We start from the raw sequence: 23,737 nt of genomic DNA on the forward strand, positions 1-23,737 counted from the left end.
TTTCGGGGGGCTCGAAAGCCTATTCAAGTACCGCTTCGAGATCGAAGTGGCACAGCCTGCGATGGACATCTTCCTTGCGCTCACGCACGGAATGGCTCTGGGGCAATACGTCACAGCAGCCATGCAAGAGCTGCAGCACTTCAACCGCCAACTCGGGCTCCCAGCGCTGCAGGCCTGATTGCTGCAGCTCGTGGTCCAGGTGATCGAGCTGGACTTTGGCCAGGTCATGCTTGCCTGCCAGCAAACACAACCTGGCCAGGCCAAGCCGCCAATGAAACCGGGCACGATCACCTGTTGCGGTTTGCATGCCCTGCTTGAGGGACCGCACAGCCACCTTGAACCCGTCCTTGCGCAGCACGGGCATGACGTCGTGCAACGCTTTGTCCCAAGGCGCAGCCGGGGCATCAGGTGCCGACCTGAGTGGGACCGGGGCTTGCAAATGGCGGGCAACCTGGGTGTTGATCCAGCCACGGGTGACGTCGTCGGCGAAGGGTGTTCCGTCGTGGAAGCGCAGCTGTGCAAGCCCCGGCAAGCGCTGGAGCAACAGCGCGAAGTGCACTTCCAGCTCGGTCATGGCCAGGTCGGCCTGGAGTGCCTGCAGGCACTCCCACACCCGGTACAAGCCGTCGAACCAGAAAGGTGCTCCGGCCAGGCTGCCCTCAAGCTCCAGCAGCAGGTCGGTATGCTGCCCTTGGGCAAAGCGCTCCTGATACCGCTTGAGCTTGTCGGGCGCCGGCCCGCGCAAAGGCGTTACCTGTTCGCTGTCACAGTCCGGAAGACTGGTGATCGTCAGCCAGGTCAACGTTCGGTTCAGACGCAGTGCGCGCAGGTCAGTGGCATTCTGGCGCTGCCACCAGGCCGACAAGGGCCGGGCATGTTCCTGCAGCGTGCGCAGCAGCTTGTGGGCGTCCTTTTCGTTTTCCACAATGGGCTCGGGCGCCATCAACTGAGTCGCGACCTGTCTGATATGGGCGATCACCCCTGTGCTACCGCCTGCTGGAGGTTCGCTTTCGGTGGACTGTTGCAATCGGTCCGACAGCTGCCTGCGAACCGGCAGTAACAGTGGCGCATCTTCGAGAAGGTGTTCGGTCCACAACTCGTCCAGCCGCGCCAGGTGTTCGAGCATGCAGTGGAACAAGGGCCGCTGATCCTTGAGCGAAACAGGTTGTGCAAGCACCTGCTCGAGGCGCGGGACCAGCCAGCCAAAGGCGGCACTGCGGGTACGCAGCTTGCCCGGATAAACGACCGCCCAATGATGCTCACAGAGGTAGCGCAGCAATCCGAGGCCTGCGAGTAGCCCGGGGAAGGACTCGCGCTGATGCAAGGCCCAGGTCAACCAGACAGCGACCCGCAAGTCCTTGGACTGGTGGCGTAACAGCGCCTCGCTTTTTTCCACGACCCATTGCCAGTCAGGCTGACTGTTTCCGTGAATGGAGTGCGCCTTGCCCAGTTCAGTTTCAAGCGCCTCATACTCGGTCGAAAAACGCATATCGGCCCCCGCATAACTCGTTTTCGAGTTGGGTGCCTGCGCAAGTTCGAGGTAATAATCGGAAAGCCTGTCTGAGTAAACCATTATGGGCCGCACTTTACTTTCCTGAACATGTTCAGTGAACTAATGGCCATTCAAGCGCACATCAGGACATTGATTAAAGTTTGCCTTCCCTACGAGAAGAGCACGAACCTTATCCATGCAAAAAGCATTGTTCAAGCCACCAAATAGCAGTTAAGGAGTTTCCTACAAGAATAGAAAAATCGCCGACGCGCAAGAATTTGCGCAGCCAAGGCGCCAGGCATCATCATGAATGAGGTGAACTCTGCGAATAACACCGCCCATCAACATGAGCAACTAACTGCACACCCCTGCGCAAACAAATACAACTAAATCGAATTAGAACCTTTAATGCAGCTCAAAATAAAAACCGATAAAACCTTAACCCCCTGCTTTCATTGACGCTCGAACTTTCCGGCACGCTTCTTGATATCGAGCATTACCCGGCTGGCAAGTCCGTCGGCCGGGACGACCTCATTTATCAGGCAAGGAAAACCGTCATGCCAACACCCGCGTATCTATCCATCACCGGCACCAAGCAAGGCTTGATCACGGCAGGCACGTTCACCCAGGACTCGGTCGGCAACATTTACCAGGAAGGCCATGAAGACCAGATCCTGGTGGAGGCATTCCAGCATCAGGTGATCATTCCCCGTGACCCGCAATCCGGCCAGCCCACCGGCCAGCGTGTGCACAAGCCCCTGATGATCAGCAAGGTATTCGATAAATCGTCGCCATTGCTGTTCAGCGCATTGACCTCCGGGGAAATGGTCAAGTGCCGCCTTGAGTGGTACCGAACCTCTTCAGCCGGAACCCAGGAACACTACTTCACCATCGAGTTGGAAGACGCGATCCTGGTGGACATCCAGTCACGGATGCCCAATTGCCAGGACCCGAACAACGCACACTTCACGCACCTGGAGGATGTGTATTTCACTTACCGGAAAATCGTCTGGACCCATGAGGTCTCCGGTACCTCTGGCTCTGATGACTGGCGCAGCCCGGTAGCCGGCTAAGCAGCCACCGAAACAGAAACGGCATCGCCATGGACGGCACCGTTTCTGTCGGCCACTAGACCATCGCCAAAGGATGCTTGCGCTTCGGCGCCCCAAAAACCCGGTCAATCGCGTCCAGGTCGTGCTCATCAAGCACCAGCTTCGCCGCTGCGGCATTGAGCCGGACATGCTCTGGCGTAACAGCCTTGGGAATCGCGATCACACCGTCCTGGCGCAAGACCCAGGCCAGGGAAACCTGGGCGGGTGTGACCTCGTGGCGACGGGCAATTTGCTTGAGGGTCGGGCTGGCCAACAGCTCGCCACCCTGGGCGATGGGACAGTAGGCCATCAAGGGTAAATTGTGTTGCTGCCACCATGGCAGCAGGTCGAACTCGATGCCGCGTTCCTCGATGTTGTAGAGCACCTGATTGGTGGCACAGGCCGGGGAAGCCAGCTCCTGCAGGTCTGCCACATCAAAGTTGGACACACCCCAACGACCGATCTTGCCTGCCTCACGCAAGCGCTCGAAGGCTTCTACCGTTTCTTCAAGGGGGTATTGCCCACGCCAATGCAACAGATACAGATCAATGTAGTCGGTGCCCAGGCGCTGGAGGCTGGCCTCACATGCACGTGGAATGCCCTTGTGGCTGGCATTGTGCGGGTACACCTTGCTGACCAGGAACACCTGGTCGCGCTTGCCGCGAATCGCCTCGCCGACGACTTCTTCGGCACCGCCTTCGCCATACATTTCAGCGGTATCGATCAGGGTCATGCCCTCATCGATACCCAGTTGCAACGCGGCCACTTCGGCGCTGCGCTTGCCGGGATCCTCGCCCATGCGCCAGGTCCCCTGGCCGATGACAGGGACGGGTACGCCGGCCAGATCAATGGTGCGCATGACAACCTCCTGATGAATTTGCGAATTAACAGTGTGGCACCGACTGGACAAAAGGGTTCAATCGAAGGAAGGTGGCCCTTTCCATCCCAGCCATAGAAAGGGCCTGCAATGCTGTTTGTGGTCATGTTGGGGGGTAAGCACCCCCGGGCGAAAATCGAAGTGCATGATGTGGTGTTCGCCGTCGCCGACACCCTGGAAGCCGCCTACCCGCAACTGCGCGAGGGCTGGTTTGGCAGCCAGAAAGGTGTGCATATCGACTCCTGGATGACGGTGGATGGCGTTGACGGCTGGAAAGTCCAGCTCAGCCACCTGGCGCCGAACGCCGGGGCGCCGCGCCTGTACTTCATCAACCTGGGCGGGTATGAATCGAACGTCTTTGGAGAGGCACACCACTACCTGCTGGTGGTTGCGCGCACGGCCAGGGAGGCGGCAGCCCAAGGCAAACAGCAGATGCTCACGCACTGGACGCAATCCCACACCGACGGCGTACTGGATATCGACGACTGCCTGCCCATCGACCTGGTAGACGGGCGCTACATCCACCTGGAACCCGGCGTACACCGCCCGGTCATCACGCGAAACGACTACATCGTACTGCCCTGACCGCCTCCTACCCGAACGGGGTATGGCGCCCCACCCGCCACCTGCCTGAAAGTGCAATCAGCCCCTCGGCCTGACAACAAGCACAACATCAAGGTGGGTTCGCCATGCATAAAGCCGTTATCGCCCTGTTCAGCGCTGTATTGCTTGCATCAACGTCCGTCAGCCAGGCCGCTGACGACCCGGGCAACACCTTGCGCATCTACAACTGGGCCGATTACATCGGGGAACACACCCTCGCCGACTTCGAGAAAGCCACCGGCATCAAGGTGATCTACGACACCTACGATTCCTACGAGACCGTGCAGGGCAAGCTGCTGTCCGGGCGCTCGGGTTATGACCTGGTGGTGCTCAATGCGTCACTGGTACCGCTGCTGATCAAGGCCAAGGCCTTCCAGCCCCTCAACAAAGCGCTGCTGCCGGACTGGAACAACCTCGACCCGCAAGTGCTGAAAAGCCTGGAAACCCATGATCCGGGCGTGACCTATTCCGCGCCTTACACCTGGGGCAGCAATGGCGTGACCTACAACATCGACAAGATCAAGGAACGCATGCCGGATGCGCCCATCGGCTCCCTGGCGATGATCTTCGACCCCAAGATCGTTTCGCGCTTTGCCGACTGCGGCATCACCTTCATGGACTCCCCCACCGACATGATCCCGCTGGCCCTGACCTACCTCGGCCTGGACCCCAACAGCGTGGCGCCCAAAGACCTCAAGGCCGCTCAGGACGTGCTGATGGCCGTGCGCCCGTACATCCGCAAATTCGACTCCAGCGGCTTTATCAACGGCCTGGCCAATGGCGAGCTGTGCATGGCCACCACCTGGTCCGGCGACTACGCCACGTCCCAGGCCCGGGCGGCGGAAGCCGGGGCCAAGGTCAACCTGAGTTACTTCATCCCCAGGGAAGGCTCGCTGATCTGGTTCGACAACTTCTACATCCCGGCCGACGCGCCCCATGTGGCGAATGCCCACAAGTTCATCGAGTTCCTCCTGCAACCCGAGGTTATCGCCGGCGTCAGCAACACCATTCACTACGCCAACAGCAACCTGGCCTCCAAGCCCTTTGTAAATGCCGATATACGCGACAACCCGGCCATCTACCCGGACTCGGCGACGATGCAACGCTTGTTCACCCAGAAAAGCCAGTCCCAAGCCGCCGTGCGCCTGATCACCCGTACCTGGAATGCCGTGAAGACCGGCAAGTGAAACCCAGCCATTGAAGGTAAACGCCATGACCCTGCCAAATCCTGACTTTTTCGCCCAGTTCGACCACGACCAACTGGACGCCGCCGACAAGGCCCATTACATGCACGGTTTTCATATGTTCGACGAACACCGTGAACAAGGCTCACTGAATATCGCGGCGGGTGACGGCGCCTACATCTACGACACCGCCGGCAACCGCTACCTGGATGCGGTCGGCGGCATGTGGTGTACGAATATCGGCCTGGGCCGCGAGGAAATGGCAGACGCCATCGCCAACCAGGTTCGCCAGCTGGCGTACTCCAACCCGTTCTGCGACATGGCCAACGTCACCGCTATCGAACTGTGCGCCAAGCTTGCCAGCCTGGCTCCCGGCGATCTTGATCATGTGTTCCTGACCACCGGCGGTTCCACGGCTGTCGATACCGCCTATCGTCTGGTGCAGTTCTATCAGAACAGTCGCGGCAAGCATGAGAAGAAACACATCATCTCGCGCTTCAGTGCGTATCACGGCTCGACGTTCCTCACGATGTCCATCGGCAACAAGGCCGCCGACCGCGCGCCGGAATTCGATTTCATGAGCGACTTGTTCCACCACATTTCGTGCCCCAACTACTACCGGGCGCCGCAGGGCATGAGCGAGGCGCAGTTCCTCGATTTCCTGGTGGATGAGTTCGAAGACAAGATCCTGACCATCGGCGCCGACAAAGTGGCCGCGTTCTTTGCCGAACCGATCATGGGCTCGGGCGGCGTGATCATTCCGCCCAAGGGTTACCACCGCCGCATGTGGGAAGTCTGCCAACGTTATGACCTGCTCTACGTGGCGGATGAAGTGGTGACGTCCTTCGGCCGGCTGGGAAAATTCTTCGCCTCCCAGGAAGTGTTCGACATGCAACCGGACATCATCACCACCGCCAAGGGCCTGACGTCCGGCTACCTGCCGTTGGGCGCGTGTATTTTCTCGGACCGCATCTGGCAAGTGATCGGCGAGCCGGGCAAGGGCCGCTGCTTTACCCACGGGTTCACCTACAGCGGCCACCCGGTGAGTTGCGTGGCGGCGCTGAAGAACATCGAGATCATCGAGCGGGAAAACCTGCTGGCCCATGTCGAAGACGTCGGCGTGTACCTCGAACAGCGCCTGCAAACCCTGGCCAATCTGCCGCTGGTGGGCGACGTGCGCTGCCAGCGGCTGATGGCCTGCATTGAGTTCGTCGCCGACAAGCACACCAAGGCGCTGCTGCCGGACGCGGTGAACATCGGCGAGAAGATCCACCTGCGGGCCCAGGCCAAAGGCTTGCTGGTGCGTCCCATTGGCCACCTGAATGTGATGTCGCCGCCGCTGATCATCACCCATGCCCAGGTGGATCAAGTGGTGGAAATCCTGCGCCAGTGCATCCTCGACACCGCCGAAGAGCTGCGCCAGAGCGGTGAGTATCAAGGCCGATGAGCCTGGGCGCCCCGGTGCTTTTGCCGGGGCCCTGGCCGGCGGGTAGACTGGCCGGCATGAACGAGCATGCCGATCACTGCCCTGCCCCGTCCTTCCAGGTGCTTGACGCCTGGAATGGTGCGTTGGCCCACGCCTTCGCCAGCGTCGACGAAGCGTCATTTCTCGAACACCTGGCCTGCGCCCTCAGTGCGCTGACCCCTATCGAATCGATGATGATCAGCCTGGAGCGCCAGGGTCAGGCGCCACACTTGCTCTACCAGCAAGGCATCCCCCGGCCGCACTACGAAGAGATCATCAACCGTTACTTCTCCCGGGGCTACCTGCTGGACCCGTTCTGTCTCGCGGTAGACAAGGGCCTGGCCGAAGGTTTCTACCACCTGGCGCAGATCGCCCCGGACGATTTCTTCAACAGCGAGTACTACAAAACCTACTACCTGCGCAGCGGCGGCGCCCAGGAGAGCTACTACATCGTCGACCTGTGCCCCAACAGCAAGATTTCGTTGTGCATGTTCCAGGGGCTGAGTGCCGGCCAGTTCAGCGACGAACAACTGGCACTGCAACGAACCGCCCAACCCATCGTGCGCGAACTGCTGCGCCGCTTCGGCACCACGGGCGGGCTGTGCAAGGTGATCAGCGACGAGGCCTTCACCCAGACCCAGGTGCATCAGCAGATTGAAGCGGCGTTCATGCATTTTGGCAGCGGCGTATTGACCGTGCGCGAACGGGAAATCGCCCACCTGATATTACGCGGGCACTCGGTGAAATCCACCGCGCAGGTGCTGGGCATTTCCCCGGAAACCGTGCGCATGCACCGCAAGCATTTGTATACCAAGCTTGAAATCAACTCCCAGGCGGAGCTGTTTGCGCTGTTTATCGATTGGCTGACCCACAGCGGCGTAATGGCCCGATCCTGAACCGTCCATGCAACCCGGGGGAACTTTGCCAGGAAATAACCACCTGAATCCGGTACGCTCAGCATTTTTACCCAAGGAGATACCCCTCATGGCCAAAGCCACCGCCCGTCACATCCTCGTTGCCACCGAAGACAAGTGCAACGAACTGAAAGCGCAAATCGAAGGCGGCGCCGACTTCGCCGAAGTTGCCAAAGCCAACTCGTCCTGCCCGTCCAGCCGTCAAGGCGGCGACCTGGGTTCGTTCGGCCCGGGCCAAATGGTCAAGGAATTCGACACCGTCGTATTCAGCGCCCCGGTCAACACCGTGCAAGGCCCAGTGAAAACCCAGTTCGGTTATCACCTGCTGGAAGTAACCAGCCGTCAGGACTGATCCAGTCCGCGCTAATGTTTAAAACAACGGCCCACCCTTTGGTGGGCCGTTGTGCATCTGTGACAGTGTGATGACTGGCGAGGCGTACGCGCATAGCGTACAAATCCCTTTACCTCTTCACCCGGCGCCCAAGGCTGATAATGCGAGTCGCTTTTTCTACCCTGTTTTGCTCCACCCTGGCCCTGTTGCTGGCCAGCACCGCCGTGATCGCCGCGCCGCAATCGGCATTGACCGTGTACGGCGAGCCGGCCAAATACCAACCCGGCTTCACCCATTTCGACTACGCCAACCCCAATGCCCCCAAGGGCGGCAGCCTGCGGCGTTCGGCGATCGAAATCGGGCGCTACGACCATGTACTGCCTTATGGCGACAAAGGCATCGGGGTCAGCCAGGTCGATGGCTGGCTGTATTCGCCGCTGGCCCTGCGTTCGCTGGACGAGCCCTACACGGTCTACGGCCTGGTGGCGGAAAAGATGGAGCGGTCAGATGACGGTCTGTCCCTGCGTTTCTACCTGAACCCCAAGGCGCGTTTCGCCGATGGCCAACCGATCACCGCCGAAGACGTGCGTTACTCCTTTGACCTGCTGATGACCCAGGGCAGCCTGCGCTACCGCACGCTGTTCGCCGACGTCAAACACGTCGAAGTCGAAGGCCCGCGCCAGGTGCGCTTCGATTTCGCAAGCAATGAAAACCGCACCCTGCCCCTGGATGTCGCGACCCTGCCGGTGTTCCCCGAGCATTGGTGGAAGACCCGCAACTTCGCCGACGGCGGCGGCTACGAGATTCCCCTCGGCAGCGGCCCCTACACCATCAGCAAGGTGGATGCCGGCAACACCATCACGTTCAAGCGTGACCCGAACTGGTGGGGCAAGGACCTGCCCATCAGCCGCGGCCTGTACAACTTCGATCACCTGAGCCTGGAATACTTCGGCGACACCGAAGTCGCGCGCCAGGTCCTGCGGGGCGGTGCCTACGACTTCAACCGCGAATTCTCCGCCACCGGCTACTCCATCGGCTACAACGGCCCGGCCCTCGATGATGGCCGCCTGCAACGCGCGCACCTGGCCAAGGAGGCACCGCAGCCGGCCCAGGGCTACGTGTTCAACGTGCAAAAACCGATGTTCAAGGACCGCCGCGTGCGCCAGGCCCTGGCCATGCTGTGGGACTTCGAGTGGGCCAACCGGCAGATGATGCGCAACATGTACATCCGCCAGCAGAGCTTCTTCTCCAACAGCCCGCTGGCGGCGACCCAACTGCCGGATGCCCAGGAACTGGCGATTCTGGAACCTTTGCGCGGGCAGATTCCCGACGAAGTCTTCACCCAGGTGTTCAAGGCCCCCACCACCGACGGTACCGGGATGATCCGCGACAAGCAGCTGCAAGCCCTGGCCCTGCTGGAACAGGCCGGCTGGAAGCCCGACGGTGACAAGCTGGTGAATGCCGAGGGCGAGCCGCTGGAGTTCACCTTCCTCAACGCCCAGAACGGCCTTGAGCGCCTGTTGTTGCCGTACAAGCGCAACCTGGCGCAGATCGGCATCACCCTCAACATCCGCCGCATTGACTCCTCGCAATACGTCAACCGCCTGATGGCCCGCGACTACGACATGATCGTCACCGGCTTCCCGGTTACCACTTCGCCGGGGATGGAGCTGTACAACTACTTCGGTTCGGCCGCCGCGTTTGATACCGGCGCCAACAACTACATGGTGCTGAAAGACCCGGCCGTCGACAGCCTGATCAACGGCCTGGTCAAGGCTGATACCCAGTCGCTGATGCTCAGTTACGCCCACGCCCTGGACCGCGTGCTGCAATGGAATTACCTGTGGATCCCCAACTACTACCCGCCGGGCACCTCCGCCGCGTGGTGGAACCGCTTCGGCCGCCCGGCCGTGGAAGCCAAGACCGATGAGGCCCTGGAAACCTGGTGGGAAATCAGCCCCACACCGCTCACTAACGAGCAGATGAAAGCCGAACTGACCAAACGCCCGGGAGCCCGCTGATGTTTGCCTATATCGTGCGGCGCTTGCTGCTGATCATTCCCACCCTGGTGATTATCCTGCTGGTGAATTTCGTTATCGTGCAGGCCGCGCCCGGCGGGCCGGTGGAACAGGCCATCGCCCACCTGCAAGGCATCGGTGGCGGTGGCGTCGGCGGCTCGTCTGCCGAAAGCCTCAGCAGCGGCTCCCGGGCCAGCCGTGGCCTGGACCCGAAACTGATCAAGGACATCGAAAAACAATACGGCTTCGACAAGCCCGCGCCGGAACGCCTGTGGCTGATGCTCAAGAGCTACGCCCAGCTGGACTTCGGCAACAGTTTCTTCCGTGGCAAAAGCGTGACCGACCTGATCCTCGAAAAGATGCCGGTGACCATTTCCCTCGGCCTGTGGGCCACCTTGATCACCTACCTGGTGTCGATCCCGCTGGGGATTCGCAAGGCGGTGCGCCATGGCAGCAGTTTTGATGTGTGGAGCAGCACCGCGATCGTGATTGGCTATGCGATGCCGGCGTTCCTGTTTGCGATGTTCCTGATCGTGGTGTTCGCCGGCGGCACCTCGTTGAACTGGTTCCCCGTACGCGGGCTGGTCTCGGAAGACTTCGACCAGTTGAGCACCGTCGGCAAGATCGCCGATTACTTCTGGCACCTGGTACTGCCGGTCAGCGCCCTGGTGATCGGCGGCTTCGCCACCTTGACCATCCTCACGAAAAACTCGTTCCTCAATGAAATCACCCGCCAGTACGTGGTCACCGCCCGGGCCAAAGGCTTGAGTGAACGCCGGGTGCTTTACGGGCATGTGTTTCGCAATGCCATGCTGCTGGTGATCTCGGGGATTCCCCAGGCATTTATCGCGGTGTTCTTTGCCGGCTCGCTGCTGATCGAGGTGATCTTCTCCCTCGACGGCCTCGGTCGCATGAGCTACGAAGCTGCAGTTTCACGGGATTATCCGGTGGTGTTCGGTTCGTTGTTTATCTTCACGCTGTTTGGCCTTTTGATAAAACTCATCGGTGACCTCTGCTACACCCTGGTGGACCCGCGTATCGACTTCGCCGCGAGGAACGCCTGATGCTCAAGCTCTCTCCCGTGGCCCGTCGGCGCTTTGAACGCTTCAAGAAAAACCGCCGCGGCTGGTGGTCGCTGTGGCTGTTTATCGGCCTGTTTATCCTGACCCTCGGCGGCGAGTTGATCGCCAATGACAAACCCCTGGTGCTCAGCTACCAGAACGAGCTGTATTTCCCGGTGTTCAAGCGCTACACCGAGCAGGAGTTCGGCGGGCAACTGCCGTTCCAGGCGGATTACCGCAGTGAATACGTGCAGAACCTGATCAAGAAGGACGGCGGCTGGATGCTGTTCCCGCCAATCCCGTTCAGCGACGACACCCCCAACTATGAACTGACCCGCCCTGCCCCCAGCCCGCCTTCCAGCGTGAACTGGCTGGGCACCGATGACCAATCCCGCGACGTGCTGGCGCGGGTGATCTTCGGCGCCCGGGTGTCGATCCTGTTTGCCCTGGCCCTCACCGCCATCAGCGCCGCCATCGGCATCGCCGCCGGTGCCTTGCAGGGATATTACGGCGGCTGGGTCGACTTGCTCGGGCAACGAATATTGGAAGTGTGGTCCGGGCTGCCGGTGCTGTATCTGTTGATCATCCTGTCAGGCTTTGTCGAACCGAATTTCTGGTGGCTGCTGGGGATCATGGCGCTGTTTTCCTGGCTGGCCCTGGTGGACGTGGTGCGCGCCGAGTTCCTGCGGGGGCGCAACCTGGAGTACGTCAAGGCCGCGCGGGCGTTGGGCCTGGGGGACGGCAAGATCATCCGCCGGCATATCCTGCCGAATGCGATGACCGCCACCCTGAGCTACTTGCCGTTCATTTTGACCGGGGCGATTTCTACCCTGAGCGCCCTGGATTTCCTCGGTTTCGGCATGCCCGCCGGCAGCGCGTCATTGGGTGAGCTGATCGCCCAGGGCAAGCAGAACCTGCAAGCGCCGTGGCTGGGACTGACCGCGTTTTTCACCCTGGCGCTGATCCTGTCGTTGCTGGTGTTTATCGGCGAGGCGTTGCGTGACGCCTTCGACCCACGCTCATGAAGGCCGTTGAGATGACTGAAAACCTGATCGAGATTCGCGACCTGAGTGTCGCCTTCAACGGCCAGACGGTGGTGCGCAAGCTGTGCCTGGACGTGCGCCCCGGCGAGTGCCTGGCGCTGGTGGGCGAGTCGGGTTCGGGCAAATCGGTGACCGCCCATTCGATCCTGCAACTGCTGCCCGAAGCCGGCACCGAAACCACCGGTTCGGTGCGCTATCGCGGCCAGGAACTGCTCGGCGCCACGCCCGCCACCCTGCAAAAACTGCGGGGCAACCGGATTGCGATGATCTTCCAGGAGCCGATGACGTCCCTGAATCCGCTGCACAGCATCGAGAAGCAGATCGGCGAAACCCTGCTGTTGCACAAGGGCCTGGGCGGCAAACAGGCCCAGGCGCGGATCCTCGAATTGCTCGAACTGGTGGGCATCCAGAAGCCCCGGGAACGCCTCAAGGCCTACCCCCACCAACTCTCCGGCGGCCAGCGCCAGCGGGTGATGATCGCCATGGCCCTGGCCTGTGAGCCAGAACTGCTGATTGCCGATGAGCCGACGACTGCACTGGATGTGACGGTGCAGCGCAAGATCCTGCTGCTGCTCAAGTCACTGCAACAACGCCTGGGCATGTCGCTGCTGCTGATCAGCCACGACCTCAACCTGGTGCGCAGCATTGCCCAGCGGGTGTGCGTGATGAAGGCCGGGGAGATTGTCGAACAGGCGGATTGCGAAACCCTGTTCTGCGCCCCGCAGCACCCTTACAGCCGCCTGCTGCTGGATGCTGAACCGGCAGGCATCGTCTTGAATCACGAGGCGCGGGAGACGGTGTTGCAGGTGGATAACCTGAGTGTGCAGTTCCCGCTGGGCGGCGGGCTGTTCCGGCGCAAGCAGTACCTGCAAGCGGTGGACGGCATCAGCCTGGAGGTACAGCGCGGCAAGACACTGGGGATTGTCGGCGAGTCCGGCTCGGGCAAATCCACCCTGGGCCAGGCGATTCTGCGGCTGCTGGATTCCAGCGGCACGATTCGCTTCCAGGGCGAGGCCCTCGACGGCCTGACACAAAAGCAGATGCAACCGTGGCGCAAGCAGATGCAGGTGGTGTTCCAGGACCCGTTCGGCAGCCTCAGCCCGCGGATGTCGGTGGCGCAGATCATCAGCGAAGGCCTGGAAGTGCATGCGCCGTGCAGCCTCAAGGACCGCGAAGCCCAAGTGATTCGCGTGCTGGAAGACGTGGGCCTGGACCCTGCCAGCCGCCATCGCTACCCCCATGAATTCTCCGGCGGCCAGCGCCAGCGCATCGCCATCGCCCGTGCGCTAGTGCTCAAGCCGGCGCTGATCCTGCTGGACGAACCCACCTCGGCGCTGGACCGTACCGTGCAGAAACAGGTGGTCGCCCTGCTGCTTGAGCTGCAGGAAAAGTACGGCCTGACGTACCTGTTTATCAGCCATGACCTGGCGGTGGTGCGGGCCCTGGCCCACGACATGATCGTGATCAAGGACGGCAAGGTGGTGGAACGCGGGCCCAGCGATGAAGTGTTTGCCGCGCCTCAACACCCTTACACCCGGGAACTCCTCGCGGCGGCGCACCCATGAGCACCACTGGCAGCCTCAAGGATTACCAATACGTTCGCGGCCTGGCGATCCAGTCGCTGTTCGAGATCATCGAGCAGTCCAGCGAAGGCACGGTGATTGTCGACGGTGACGCGAACATCGTCTGGATGAACGAGCGCTACGCCAAGCGCTTCGGCCTGAAAAGCGCCGACGAAGCCATCGGGCAACCCTGCGAGCAGGTGATTTCCAACAGCCTGTTGCGCCAGGTGGTGCGTAACGACCAGCCGATATTGCTGGATATCCAGGACACGCCCAAAGGCCCGCTGGTGGTGATGCGCCTGCCGATCCATGACGACGCCGGCAAGGTGATCGGCGCCATCGGGTTTGCGTTGTTTGATGAGCTGCGCAACCTGTCGCCGCTGATCGAGCGTTACCTGAGCATGCAGCAGGAACTGGCTTCCACTCGGTCGCTGCTGAGGTCGCGGCAGAGTAAATACAACTTCGCGCACTTTATCGGCACCAGCGCGGCCAGCCTGGAAGTCAAACGTCGGGCGCGGCGCAGTGCGAGCGCGGAGTCGCCAGTGTTGCTGCTGGGGGAAACCGGGACCGGCAAGGAGCTGCTGGCCCAGGCGATTCACGGTGCATCGCCTCGCGCCCATAAAGCTTTCGTCAGCATCAACAGCGCAGCCATCCCGCATGATTTGCTGGAGGCGGAATTCTTCGGCACCGCGCCCGGCGCATTTACCGGTGCCGACCGCAAGGGCCGCCCCGGCAAGTTGCAGATTGCCCAGGGCGGCACGCTGTTTCTCGATGAGATCGGCGACATGCCGCTACCACTGCAAAGCAAATTGCTGCGGGTGTTGCAGGAGAAAGAGTTCGAGCCGGTGGGCTCCAACGAGATGATCCACAGCGATGTGCGGGTAATTGCGGCCACGTCCATGGACCTGGAAGCGGCAATCAAGCGCGGGGAGTTTCGGGCGGACCTGTATTACCGGCTGAATGTGCTGCCGATCCAGGTGCCGCCGTTGCGCGCGCGGCTGGATGATTTGCCGGCGTTGAGCGAGGCGATTCTGGAGGAGTTGCGCAGCCAGCATGAGCTGGACCGCGAGGCCTTGGCGTTATTGGCGCAGCATGCGTGGCCGGGGAATATCCGCGAGCTGCGCAATGTGCTGGAGCGGGCGGCACTGTTGAGTGATGACCTGGTGCTGGATGCCAGTGAAATTCGCGCAGCAATTGGTACATTCAGCCCGGTTGAGCAGAGTTCGGTAGAGACCGTTGAGGGCGAGAGTTTCAGCGCGGCCCGGGAGCGGTTTGATCGGCAGGTGATTGGGGCGGCGTTGAAGCACTGTGAGGGGAATGTGGTGGAGGCGGCGAAGCGGCTGGGGCTGGGTCGGTCGACCTTGTACAAGAAAATGGTTGCCTTGGGCATCGCCTAGTCTCCAAAAAGAGACACAATTCCAAATACAGAGAAAATCCAATGTGGGAGCGGGCTTGCTCGCGAATGCGGTGTGTCAGTGCCTGAATTACTGCCTGATACACCGCATTCGCGAGCAAGCCCGCTCCCACATTTGATCTCCAACAGTCTCAAATTCGGGACAAAACTTGAGAACACTCTCACAGATCAAGAATTTCTCTATATATTTCAACAGGTTAACAACTTGGCACACATCTCGCTAAAGCCCCTCCCCACCGCCTCACCCCCACAAAAATAACAATCAGATGGAGACACACCATGAGTGTGATCATTGCCCTAGCGGCCCTGGCGCTGCTGATGCTGGCCGCCTACCGTGGCTACAGCGTCATCCTGTTCGCCCCCATCGCCGCCCTCGGCGCCGTGCTGCTCACCGACCCTTCCGCCGTCGCTCCCGCGTTCACCGGGGTGTTCATGGAGAAAATGGTCGGCTTCCTCAAGCTGTATTTTCCGGTGTTCCTGCTCGGCGCGGTGTTCGGCAAGCTGATTGAAATCTCTGGCTTCTCGCGCTCCATCGTCGCCGCCGCGATTCAGTTGCTCGGCACCCGCCAGGCGATGCTGGTGATCGTGCTGGTGTGCGCCCTGCTGACCTACGGCGGCGTGTCGCTGTTCGTGGTGGTGTTCGCGGTGTACCCGTTTGCGGCCGAGATGTTCCGCCAGAGCAATATCCCCAAGCGCTTGCTGCCGGCGACCATCGCCCTCGGCGCGTTCTCGTTCACCATGGACGCCCTGCCCGGCACGCCGCAGATCCAGAACATCATCCCCAGCACCTTCTTCAACACCACCGCCTGGGCCGCGCCGTGGCTGGGGCTGATCGGCACGATCTTCGTGTTCTGCGCCGGCATGCTGTACCTGGCCCGCCAGCGCAACAAGGCCCAGCGCGCCGGTGAAGGCTATGGGACCGAGCTGCGCAACGAGCCGGAAACCGCCGAAGACATCAAGCTGCCCAATCCTTGGATCGCGCTGTCGCCGCTGTTGCTGGTGGGCATCATGAACCTGCTGTTCACCCACTGGATTCCGCTGTGGTACGGCAAGACCCACACCCTCAGCCTGCCGGGCATGAGCGCGCCGGTGCAGACCGAAGTCGCCAAGCTCACGGCAATCTGGGCGGTGCAGGCGGCGTTGCTGGTGGGGATTATCGTGGTACTGGTGTTCGGCTTCTCGGCGATTCGCAGCAAGCTCGCCGAAGGCAGCAAGAGCGCGGTCAGCGGTGCACTGCTGGCGGCGATGAACACCGCTTCGGAATACGGTTTTGGTGCGGTGATCGCCTCGCTGCCGGGCTTCCTGGTGCTGGCGGACTGGCTCAAGGGCATTCCCAACCCACTGGTCAACGAAGCGATTACCGTGACCCTGCTGGCCGGCATCACCGGTTCCGCCTCGGGCGGCATGAGCATCGCGCTGGCGGCCATGTCGGAGAGCTTTATTTCAGCGGCCCATGCGGCCAATATCCCCCTTGAAGTACTGCACCGGGTCGCGGCCATGGCCAGCGGCGGCATGGACACCCTGCCCCACAACGGCGCCGTGATCACGCTGCTGGCGGTCACCGGGCTGACCCACCGCGAAGCCTATAAAGATATTTTCGGCATCACGATCATCAAGACCCTCGCGGTGTTCGTGGTGATTGGTACTTTCTACGCCACCGGCATTGTGTGAGGTTGATATGACGACATTGAACGGCAAGACCGCCCTGGTCACCGGCTCCACCAGCGGCATCGGCCTGGGCATCGCCCTGAGCCTGGCCAAGGCCGGCGCCAACCTGATCCTCAACGGCTTCGGCGATGCCAGCGCGGTGATCGCCCAGGTGCAGGCCTTCGGCGGCAAGGTCGGGCATCATCCGGCCGACGTCAGCGACCCGGCGCAGATCGCCGAGATGATCGCCTACGCCGAGCGCGAGTTTGGCGGCATCGACATTCTGGTGAACAACGCCGGGATCCAGCATGTGGCGCCGGTGGACGAATTCCCGGTGGCGCGCTGGGATTCGATCATTGCGATCAACCTGTCGTCGGTGTTCCACAGCACGCGTTTGAGCCTGCCGGGCATGAAAGCCAAGGGTTGGGGGCGGATCGTCAATATCGCCTCGGTGCATGGGCTGGTGGGTTCGGTGGGCAAGGCGGCTTACGTCGCTGCCAAGCACGGGGTGATCGGGCTGACCAAGGTGGTGGGCCTGGAAACCGCCCAGAGTAATGTCACCTGCAATGCCATCTGCCCGGGCTGGGTGCTGACGCCGCTGGTGCAGAAGCAGATTGATGACCGCATTGCCAGCGGGGTTGACCCGCAGCAGGCGCAGCAGGATTTGCTGGCGGAGAAGCAGCCGTCGCTGGAGTTCGTGACACCGCCGCAATTGGGGGAGCTGGTGCTGTTCCTGTGCAGCGAAGCCGGCAGCCAGGTGCGGGGCGCGGCGTGGAATATCGACGGTGGCTGGCTGGCCCAGTAAACGACGATTCCCAAGACACCGCAGCTCAAATGTGGGAGCGGGCTTGCTCGCGAATGCGGTGTATCAGTTAACACATCTGGAACTGACCCACCGCATTCGCGAGCAAGCCCGCTCCCACATTTTGATCGGTGTCGTTAGATAGATCAGATAATAAAAAAGAGATTTCCTTATGTCCGAAATACTCTGGCAACCCTCCCCCGAACGCATCCACAACACCCGGATGGACCAGTTCCGGCGCTTCATCAATGATCGCCATGCCTTGCAGATCAGCGACTACCCGGCCCTGCACCAGTGGAGCATCGACCAGCGCCCGGACTTCTGGCAGTCGATTGTCGAGTTTTTTGAGGTGCAGTTCCGCACGCCGCCCAGCGCGGTGCTGATCGAAGACGCCGAGATGCCCAGCGCCCAGTGGTTTCCCGGTGCTACCCTGAACTTTGCCGAACACCTGCTGCGCCGCCGCGACGATCACCCCGCCGTGGTCGCGATCAGCGAAGACGGCCAGCGCGAGCAATTGACCTACGCCGAACTGGCCCGCCATGTCGCCGGCCTGCAGCGCAGCCTGCGGGCGGCCGGCGTGGGCGTGGGGGACCGGGTGGCCGCGTGCATGCCCAACACCTGGCAAACCCTGGTGGGCATGCTCGCCACCACCAGCCTCGGCGCCATCTGGTCGTGCTCCTCGCCGGACTTCGGCACCCAGGGCGTGATCGACCGCTTCGGCCAGATCGAACCCAAGGTGCTGATCACCTGCGCCGGTTACCGCTACGCCGGCAAGGTCATCGACCAAAGCAGAAGGCTCAATGAAATAGTCGAACGGCTGTCGTCCCTGCAACAATTGATCATCGTGCCGTATGCCCGCCCGCAAGCCCGGCCCGAGGAGTATCAGACCCGGGCCCACGTCGCACTCTGGGACGACTTTTACACCCCCGGCGGCGAGCCCGATTTCGTCGCCGTGCCCTTCAATCAGCCGCTGTACATCCTCTATTCCAGCGGCACCACCGGCGTGCCCAAGTGCATCATCCACGGCACCGGCGGCGTATTGCTCACCCACCTCAAGGAACACGGCCTGCACGCCGACCTGTCGCGGGACGACTGCCTGTTCTACTACACCACCTGCGGCTGGATGATGTGGAACTGGCTGGTGTCGGTACTGGCCATCGGCGCCACGGCGGTGCTGTATGACGGCTCGCCGTTTCACCCCGGGCCGGAACGCCTGATGGACCTGATCGACCAGGAAAAAATCAGCGTGTTCGGCACCAGCCCCAAGTTCCTTGCCACCCTGGAGAAGGCCGGGCTGCAACCGCGGCTGAGCCATGACCTGGGCAGCCTCAAGGGCCTGATTTCTACCGGCTCGCCGCTGTCACCCCAGAGCTACGACTACGTGTACCGCGAGATCAAGCCCGAGCTGTGCCTGTCGTCGATGTCGGGTGGCACCGACATCGTGTCCTGCTTCGTGATCGGCAACCCGGTGCTGCCGGTGCGCCGTGGCGAGATGCAGTGCAAGAGCCTGGCAATGGCTATCGAAGTGTGGGACGACCAGGGCCACCCGCTGGTGGGCGAAAAAGGCGAACTGGTGTGCACCCGGCACTTCCCCGCAATGCCTATCGGTCTGTGGAATGACCCGCACCAGGAAAAACTGCGGGCCTCGTATTTCAGCCAGTTCCCCGGCGTGTGGGCCCAGGGCGACTACGCCGAACAGCGGCCCAATGGCAGCCTGCTGATCCATGGCCGCTCGGATGCGGTGCTCAACCCCGGAGGGGTGCGCATCGGCACCGCGGAGATCTACCGCCAGGTGGAAAAAGTGCCTCAGGTCCTGGAAAGCCTGGCCATCGGCCAACGCTGGCAGGATGACGTGCGGGTGGTGCTGTTTGTGCGCCTCAACGATGGCATCGAACTGGACGACGGCCTGGAGCAGCAGATCCGCCAGGTGATCCGCGCCAACACCACGCCGCGCCACGTGCCGGCGAAGATCCTCGCGGTGACGGATATCCCGCGCACCATCAGCGGCAAGATCGTCGAGCTGGCGGTGCGCAACGTGGTGCATGGCGAGGCGGTCAAGAACACCGACGCACTGGCCAACCCCGAGGCGCTGGAGCAATTTCGTGATCGCCCGGAGCTGGCAGAAAGATGAAACGTTTTAGCCTTTAAGCACTCATTTGAAGACAAACCCCTCAAGCATGCTATTTTTCGAGGGTGGAAAGCCGGCCCCGGGTCGCGGGATAATCGGCTTTTGTCATTCTTCAAGCGTTACGCGCAGGGCATTTACATGAACGTATCACCCACCGGCAGCGAGGCCGCAGCACTGATTGCGCGGCTGGACTGGGCACGAAGCCCCCTCGGTGACGCCATTGATTGGCCGCAAAGTCTCCGTACAGCCGTCGACATCGTGATCCATTCACCGATGCCGATGCTGTTGCTGTGGGGCGCCGAACTCACCCAGATCTACAACGATGGCTTCGCGATGCTGGCGGGCAACAAGCATCCGGCAGCCTTCGGCCAACCGGCTGACCTGATCTGGCCTGAGCTCAAGCCGTTTACCGACCCGATCTACAGCGCCGTCCTCATGGGCCAGGTGCGCACCTTCACCGAGCAGCGTTTCGTCCTGCAGCGCAACGACCGCGACACCGAGATCTGGCTCGACCTGACCTACAGCCCGATCCGCGACGAACGTGGCGAGGTCGCCGGGATCCTGATTACCGCCATCGAAACCAACGAGCGCCGGCGCATCGCCCTGGAACTGCAGCAGCGCACCGAGAACAGCCTCAAGGCCCAGCGCAACACCGAGCAACGCCTGCAGCTGGCCCTGGCCGCCACCGATGCCGTGGGCACCTGGGACTGGGATATCGGCGAAGACCGCTTTATCGCCGACGCCCATTTCGCCCAACTGCACGGTGTTGACCCGTGCGACGCCGACCTGCTGCCCATCAGCGACTACCTGCAAGGCGTGCACCCCGAAGACCGTGGCATGGTGGCCCGCAGCATCAAGCACTGCATCACCCACGGCACCGAGTACGCCGAGGAATACCGCCTGCAGCGCGCCGACGGCGAAGTGCGCTGGGTGTTTGCCCGGGGCCGCTGCTACAAGGACCACCATGGCCGACCGGCGCGTTTTCTCGGCGCCGCCCTCGACCTGACCGAACGCAAGCACACCGAACAGGCCCTGCGCCAAAGCCAGACCGAGCTGCAACTGATCATCAACGCCATGCCGGTGTTGATCGGTTATGTCGACCACGAGCAGCGTTTTCGCCTGAACAACAGTGCCTATCTGGAATGGTACGGCATGACCCCGCAGGAGTTGTACGGCAAGAGCATCCGCGAAGTCGTGGGCGACGAAATCTATGCCGGGCGCGTCGACAAGATCGAGGCGGCGCTCAAGGGCAAGGCCTGCAGTTTCGTTACCGTCACCCCGCACCATGACGGGCGGCCACGCCACGCGCTGATGAAGTACCTGCCGCGTTTCAGCGCTGACGGTTCAGTCAACGGTTTCTATATTTTTGTGATCGACGAGACCGAGCGCAAACTGACCGAAGAGGCCCTGCGCCACCTCAACGAAAACCTCGAAGAGCGCGTCAGCCAGCGCACCCAGGCCCTGGCCGAAGCCAACCAGCGCCTGCAAAACGAGATGTTCGAGCGCGAGCGTGCCGAAGACGCCCTGCGCCATGCCCAGAAGATGGAAGCGGTCGGCCAGCTCACCGGCGGCATCGCCCATGACTTCAACAACATGCTCACCGGGATCATCGGCAGCCTGGACCTGATGCAACGCTATATCGCCGCCGGGCGCAGCGACGAGATCGGCCGTTTCACCGACGCCGCCGTATCCTCGGCTCATCGCGCCGCTGCGCTGACCCATCGCCTGCTGGCCTTCTCCCGCCGCCAATCCCTGGACCGCAAGCCGGTCGACCCGAATCAATTGGTGGCGTCCCTGGAAGACCTGTTCCGCCGCACCAAGGGCGCGCACATCGAACTCAAGGTGCAACTGGGCACCGACGTGTGGCCAGTGAACACCGACGCCAGCCAGCTGGAAAACGCCCTGCTCAACCTGGTGATCAACGCCCGCGATGCGATGCCCGACGGTGGGCAATTGTGCATCGAGACCGCCAACAGCTACCTCGACGGCACCGACATCACCACCCTGGAACCGGTCAAGGCCGGCGACTATGTGATGCTCGGCGTGAGCGACAACGGCGCCGGCATGACCGCGAAAATCCTCGCCAAGGCCTTCGACCCGTTCTTCACCACCAAGCCCATCGGCCAGGGTACCGGCCTTGGGCTGTCGATGATCTATGGGTTTGCACAGCAATCCGGCGGCCACGTGACCATCCAAAGCGAACCGGGCCAGGGCACCTGCGTGCGCCTGTACCTGCCGCGCCTGCATGGCACGGCACTGGAGCGGACCACGCCCGCTACCCAGGGCGAAGCCCCGGTGGCGCTGGAAGGCGAAGCCGTGGTGGTGGTCGAGGACGACCCGGCAGTGCGGATGCTGGTGGTGAATGTGCTGGATGAACTGGGCTACACCGCACACCAGGCGGCGGATGCACGGGCGGCGCTGCCGTTGCTGGAGTCCGACTTGCGCGTGGATTTGCTGGTGACTGATGTGGGCTTGCCGGGGATGAACGGCAGGCAACTGGCGGAAATCGCCCGGCAACACCGGCCGGACCTGAAGGTGCTGTTCATGACCGGTTACGCCGAGAAAGCCGCCGAGCGCCAGGGGTTCCTGGAGGAAGGCATGGACATGGTGGCCAAGCCGTTTTCGATTGACCTGCTGGCCAACAAAATCCGCAGCATGATCAGCTCAGAGGCCTGACTTCAGGCATAATCGCGCGCCGTTTCACATCAGGACCGATCAATGAAAGCCCAAGCCCGTCACATTCTGGTGAAAACCAGTGAGGAAGCCGAACAGCTCAAGCAGCGTATTGCCAAGGGCGAAGCGTTTGATGTGTTGGCCAAGAAGTACTCCACCTGCCCTTCCGCCAAGCGCGGCGGTGATTTGGGTGAAGTGCGGCCGGGGCAGATGGTGGGGGTGATTGATGCGGTGATCTTCAAGAAGCCCGTGAAGGTGGTTCATGGGCCGATCAAGAGCAAGTTCGGGTATCACCTGGTGCAAGTGTTTTACCGCGATTGATGGCTGATCGTTCCCACGCTCCGCGTGGGAATGCCTCACCTGACGCTCTGCGTCCGCTCTTGGGACGCAGAGCGTCCCTGGCTGCATTCCCACGCGGAGCGTGGGAACGATCAGCGTTAGTCTCGGGGAATAAGTGCACCCGGCACCTGAATCACCCGGCTCGCCAGCCGATGCCCGGCCAGTGCTGCATCCTGCGGCGAGCCGCCCTTGAGCCGACTGGCCAGGTACGCCGCACTGAACGAATCCCCCGCCGCCGTAGTGTCGACCACCTTCTCCACCACCAGCGCCGGCACCTCGAACCGCTCATCCTCCCAGCGAATCAAACACGCATCCGCCCCGCGCTTGAGCACCACCTCGGCAATCGTCGGGTACGCCGCAAACACCTGCTCGCTGTCTTCATAGCCGAACAACGCCCGCTCGTCATCCTCGGTCAGCAAGGCGATATCCACCTCGGCCAACACCGCGTGATACGCCGCGCGTGCGGCGTCCACGCTGGCCCACAGGCGTGGCCGGTAGTTGTTGTCGAACACCACCTTGCCGCCGCGCTTGCGGGTTTCGACCAGGGTTTCCAGCAGGCGCGCACGGCCCACTTCGCCCAGCACCGCCAGGGTGATGCCGCTGAAATACACCACGTCATACCCCGGCAACGCGGCCAGAATCGGTTCGGCCGCCGCTGTGGTGAAGCAGTCGCGTACCGCCGCTTCGTTGCGCCAGTAGAGGAATTTGCGCTCGCCCTTGGCGTCGGTCTGGATGCAGTACAAACCCGGCAGGCGCCCGGGCAAGCGCTGGACCATACCCAGGCCCAGGCCTTCCTCAGCCCAGTGCTTGCACATGGCATCGCTGAAGCTGTCATCGCCCAGGGCGGTGACGTAGTCGACGGTGCTCGGTTCACCCAGTTCGCGGCGCAGGTAGACGGCGGCGTTCAGGGTGTCGCCGCCGAAGCTTTGTTGCAGGCTGCCGTCGGCGCGGTGTTGCAGTTCGATCATGCATTCGCCGATCAGGGCGATGCGGGGTTTTGTGTTCATGCCTGGGGTCTCTCGATGTACTGGAGGGCCTCTTCGCGAGCAAGCCCGTTCCCACATTTGAATGCATTTCAACTGAAGGAACTCGG

At 61.9% G+C, this 23,737-nt stretch carries 18 protein-coding genes and 1 pseudogene; 16 read left to right on the forward strand and 3 right to left on the reverse strand.

Annotated elements, in window-relative coordinates; translation table 11 throughout:
- Positions 1–19: 19 nt before the first annotated feature.
- A complete protein-coding gene (tssA, locus tag C0058_RS19145) occupies positions 20–1,573 on the reverse strand; it encodes a type VI secretion system protein TssA (RefSeq protein WP_102369332.1) in 1,554 nt (517 codons plus the stop codon).
- 476 nt (positions 1,574–2,049) lie between these two features.
- Here tssA and C0058_RS19150 point away from each other — a divergent pair, with 476 nt between their 5' ends.
- Entirely contained in the window at positions 2,050–2,565 is a 516-nt protein-coding gene (locus tag C0058_RS19150) for an Hcp family type VI secretion system effector (RefSeq protein ID WP_003208034.1), read from the forward strand.
- Positions 2,566–2,620: 55 nt separating this feature from the next.
- On the opposite strand, the gene C0058_RS19155 is transcribed toward C0058_RS19150, so the two are convergent.
- Entirely contained in the window at positions 2,621–3,442 is an 822-nt protein-coding gene (locus tag C0058_RS19155) for an aldo/keto reductase (RefSeq protein ID WP_003208032.1), read from the reverse strand.
- 108 nt (positions 3,443–3,550) lie between these two features.
- Between C0058_RS19155 and C0058_RS19160 the strand changes: the two genes are divergently transcribed.
- The 15 genes and pseudogenes from C0058_RS19160 to C0058_RS19230 form a co-directional block, all read left to right on the forward strand.
- A complete protein-coding gene (locus C0058_RS19160) occupies positions 3,551–4,045 on the forward strand; it encodes a DUF1543 domain-containing protein (RefSeq protein WP_003208031.1) in 495 nt (164 codons plus the stop codon).
- 104 nt (positions 4,046–4,149) lie between these two features.
- Positions 4,150–5,250 carry a polyamine ABC transporter substrate-binding protein gene (locus C0058_RS19165; protein ID WP_102369333.1) on the forward strand — a complete coding sequence of 367 codons (1,101 nt, stop codon included), beginning with the start codon at positions 4,150–4,152 and terminating at the stop codon, positions 5,248–5,250.
- A gap of 25 nt (positions 5,251–5,275) precedes the next feature.
- The gene (locus tag C0058_RS19170) at positions 5,276–6,694 is read left to right on the forward strand and encodes an aminotransferase (protein WP_102369334.1); all 1,419 of its coding nucleotides are present in this window, start codon (positions 5,276–5,278) and stop codon (positions 6,692–6,694) included.
- A 56-nt stretch (positions 6,695–6,750) separates the two neighbouring features.
- The gene (locus C0058_RS19175) at positions 6,751–7,608 is read left to right on the forward strand and encodes a response regulator transcription factor (RefSeq protein WP_102370284.1); all 858 of its coding nucleotides are present in this window, start codon (positions 6,751–6,753) and stop codon (positions 7,606–7,608) included.
- An 88-nt stretch (positions 7,609–7,696) separates the two neighbouring features.
- Positions 7,697–7,978 carry a peptidylprolyl isomerase gene (locus tag C0058_RS19180; protein ID WP_003208024.1) on the forward strand — a complete coding sequence of 94 codons (282 nt, stop codon included), beginning with the start codon at positions 7,697–7,699 and terminating at the stop codon, positions 7,976–7,978.
- Between the two features lie 140 nt (positions 7,979–8,118).
- A complete protein-coding gene (locus tag C0058_RS19185; RefSeq protein WP_003208022.1) occupies positions 8,119–9,978 on the forward strand; it encodes an extracellular solute-binding protein in 1,860 nt (619 codons plus the stop codon).
- Positions 9,978–11,039 (forward strand): microcin C ABC transporter permease YejB, encoded by a 1,062-nt coding sequence (locus C0058_RS19190; RefSeq protein WP_102369335.1) that lies wholly within the window; start codon positions 9,978–9,980, stop codon positions 11,037–11,039. Before C0058_RS19185 ends, C0058_RS19190 begins: the two co-directional genes overlap by 1 nt.
- Positions 11,039–12,061 (forward strand): ABC transporter permease, encoded by a 1,023-nt coding sequence (locus tag C0058_RS19195; protein WP_003208019.1) that lies wholly within the window; start codon positions 11,039–11,041, stop codon positions 12,059–12,061. The genes C0058_RS19190 and C0058_RS19195 overlap by 1 nt, the downstream gene beginning before the upstream one ends.
- 11 nt (positions 12,062–12,072) lie before the next feature.
- Positions 12,073–13,644 (forward strand): ABC transporter ATP-binding protein, encoded by a 1,572-nt coding sequence (locus tag C0058_RS19200; protein ID WP_102369336.1) that lies wholly within the window; start codon positions 12,073–12,075, stop codon positions 13,642–13,644.
- Positions 13,641–15,038 carry a sigma-54-dependent Fis family transcriptional regulator gene (locus C0058_RS19205; protein ID WP_003208015.1) on the forward strand — a complete coding sequence of 466 codons (1,398 nt, stop codon included), beginning with the start codon at positions 13,641–13,643 and terminating at the stop codon, positions 15,036–15,038. Before C0058_RS19200 ends, C0058_RS19205 begins: the two co-directional genes overlap by 4 nt.
- A gap of 296 nt (positions 15,039–15,334) precedes the next feature.
- Positions 15,335–16,726, forward strand: coding sequence for a GntP family permease (locus tag C0058_RS19210; protein WP_102369337.1), 1,392 nt, complete (start codon positions 15,335–15,337; stop codon positions 16,724–16,726).
- Between the two features lie 7 nt (positions 16,727–16,733).
- On the forward strand, positions 16,734–17,507 hold the full coding sequence (locus C0058_RS19215) for a 3-hydroxybutyrate dehydrogenase (protein WP_102369338.1): 774 nt from the start codon (positions 16,734–16,736) through the stop codon (positions 17,505–17,507).
- 169 nt (positions 17,508–17,676) lie between these two features.
- On the forward strand, positions 17,677–19,635 hold the full coding sequence (locus tag C0058_RS19220; RefSeq protein WP_102369339.1) for an acetoacetate--CoA ligase: 1,959 nt from the start codon (positions 17,677–17,679) through the stop codon (positions 19,633–19,635).
- Between the two features lie 135 nt (positions 19,636–19,770).
- The gene (locus C0058_RS19225; protein ID WP_023658930.1) at positions 19,771–22,308 is read left to right on the forward strand and encodes a PAS domain-containing protein; all 2,538 of its coding nucleotides are present in this window, start codon (positions 19,771–19,773) and stop codon (positions 22,306–22,308) included.
- Between the two features lie 27 nt (positions 22,309–22,335).
- A pseudogene (locus C0058_RS19230) lies at positions 22,336–22,626 on the forward strand (peptidylprolyl isomerase); the annotation flags it as partial.
- Positions 22,627–22,742: 116 nt separating this feature from the next.
- Here the strand turns inward: C0058_RS19230 and C0058_RS19235 are convergent.
- On the reverse strand, positions 22,743–23,651 hold the full coding sequence (locus C0058_RS19235; protein ID WP_102369340.1) for a sugar kinase: 909 nt from the start codon (positions 23,649–23,651) through the stop codon (positions 22,743–22,745).
- Positions 23,652–23,737 lie beyond the last annotated feature (86 nt).

Origin of the sequence: Pseudomonas sp. NC02 (assembly GCF_002874965.1) — a bacterium.
Lineage (GTDB): Bacteria > Pseudomonadota > Gammaproteobacteria > Pseudomonadales > Pseudomonadaceae > Aquipseudomonas.

Bases quoted from the DNA above. Each gene is read 5' to 3' on its own strand.
- tssA (WP_102369332.1), bottom strand. From the start codon at position 1,573: ATGGTTTACTCAGACAGGCTTTCCGATTATTACCTCGAACTTGCGCAG.
- C0058_RS19150 (WP_003208034.1), top strand. From the start codon at position 2,050: ATGCCAACACCCGCGTATCTATCCATCACCGGCACCAAGCAAGGCTTG.
- C0058_RS19155 (WP_003208032.1), bottom strand. From the start codon at position 3,442: ATGCGCACCATTGATCTGGCCGGCGTACCCGTCCCTGTCATCGGCCAG.
- C0058_RS19160 (WP_003208031.1), top strand. From the start codon at position 3,551: ATGCTGTTTGTGGTCATGTTGGGGGGTAAGCACCCCCGGGCGAAAATC.
- C0058_RS19165 (WP_102369333.1), top strand. From the start codon at position 4,150: ATGCATAAAGCCGTTATCGCCCTGTTCAGCGCTGTATTGCTTGCATCA.
- C0058_RS19170 (WP_102369334.1), top strand. From the start codon at position 5,276: ATGACCCTGCCAAATCCTGACTTTTTCGCCCAGTTCGACCACGACCAA.
- C0058_RS19175 (WP_102370284.1), top strand. From the start codon at position 6,751: ATGAACGAGCATGCCGATCACTGCCCTGCCCCGTCCTTCCAGGTGCTT.
- C0058_RS19180 (WP_003208024.1), top strand. From the start codon at position 7,697: ATGGCCAAAGCCACCGCCCGTCACATCCTCGTTGCCACCGAAGACAAG.
- C0058_RS19185 (WP_003208022.1), top strand. From the start codon at position 8,119: ATGCGAGTCGCTTTTTCTACCCTGTTTTGCTCCACCCTGGCCCTGTTG.
- C0058_RS19190 (WP_102369335.1), top strand. From the start codon at position 9,978: ATGTTTGCCTATATCGTGCGGCGCTTGCTGCTGATCATTCCCACCCTG.
- C0058_RS19195 (WP_003208019.1), top strand. From the start codon at position 11,039: ATGCTCAAGCTCTCTCCCGTGGCCCGTCGGCGCTTTGAACGCTTCAAG.
- C0058_RS19200 (WP_102369336.1), top strand. From the start codon at position 12,073: ATGACTGAAAACCTGATCGAGATTCGCGACCTGAGTGTCGCCTTCAAC.
- C0058_RS19205 (WP_003208015.1), top strand. From the start codon at position 13,641: ATGAGCACCACTGGCAGCCTCAAGGATTACCAATACGTTCGCGGCCTG.
- C0058_RS19210 (WP_102369337.1), top strand. From the start codon at position 15,335: ATGAGTGTGATCATTGCCCTAGCGGCCCTGGCGCTGCTGATGCTGGCC.
- C0058_RS19215 (WP_102369338.1), top strand. From the start codon at position 16,734: ATGACGACATTGAACGGCAAGACCGCCCTGGTCACCGGCTCCACCAGC.
- C0058_RS19220 (WP_102369339.1), top strand. From the start codon at position 17,677: ATGTCCGAAATACTCTGGCAACCCTCCCCCGAACGCATCCACAACACC.
- C0058_RS19225 (WP_023658930.1), top strand. From the start codon at position 19,771: ATGAACGTATCACCCACCGGCAGCGAGGCCGCAGCACTGATTGCGCGG.
- C0058_RS19235 (WP_102369340.1), bottom strand. From the start codon at position 23,651: ATGAACACAAAACCCCGCATCGCCCTGATCGGCGAATGCATGATCGAA.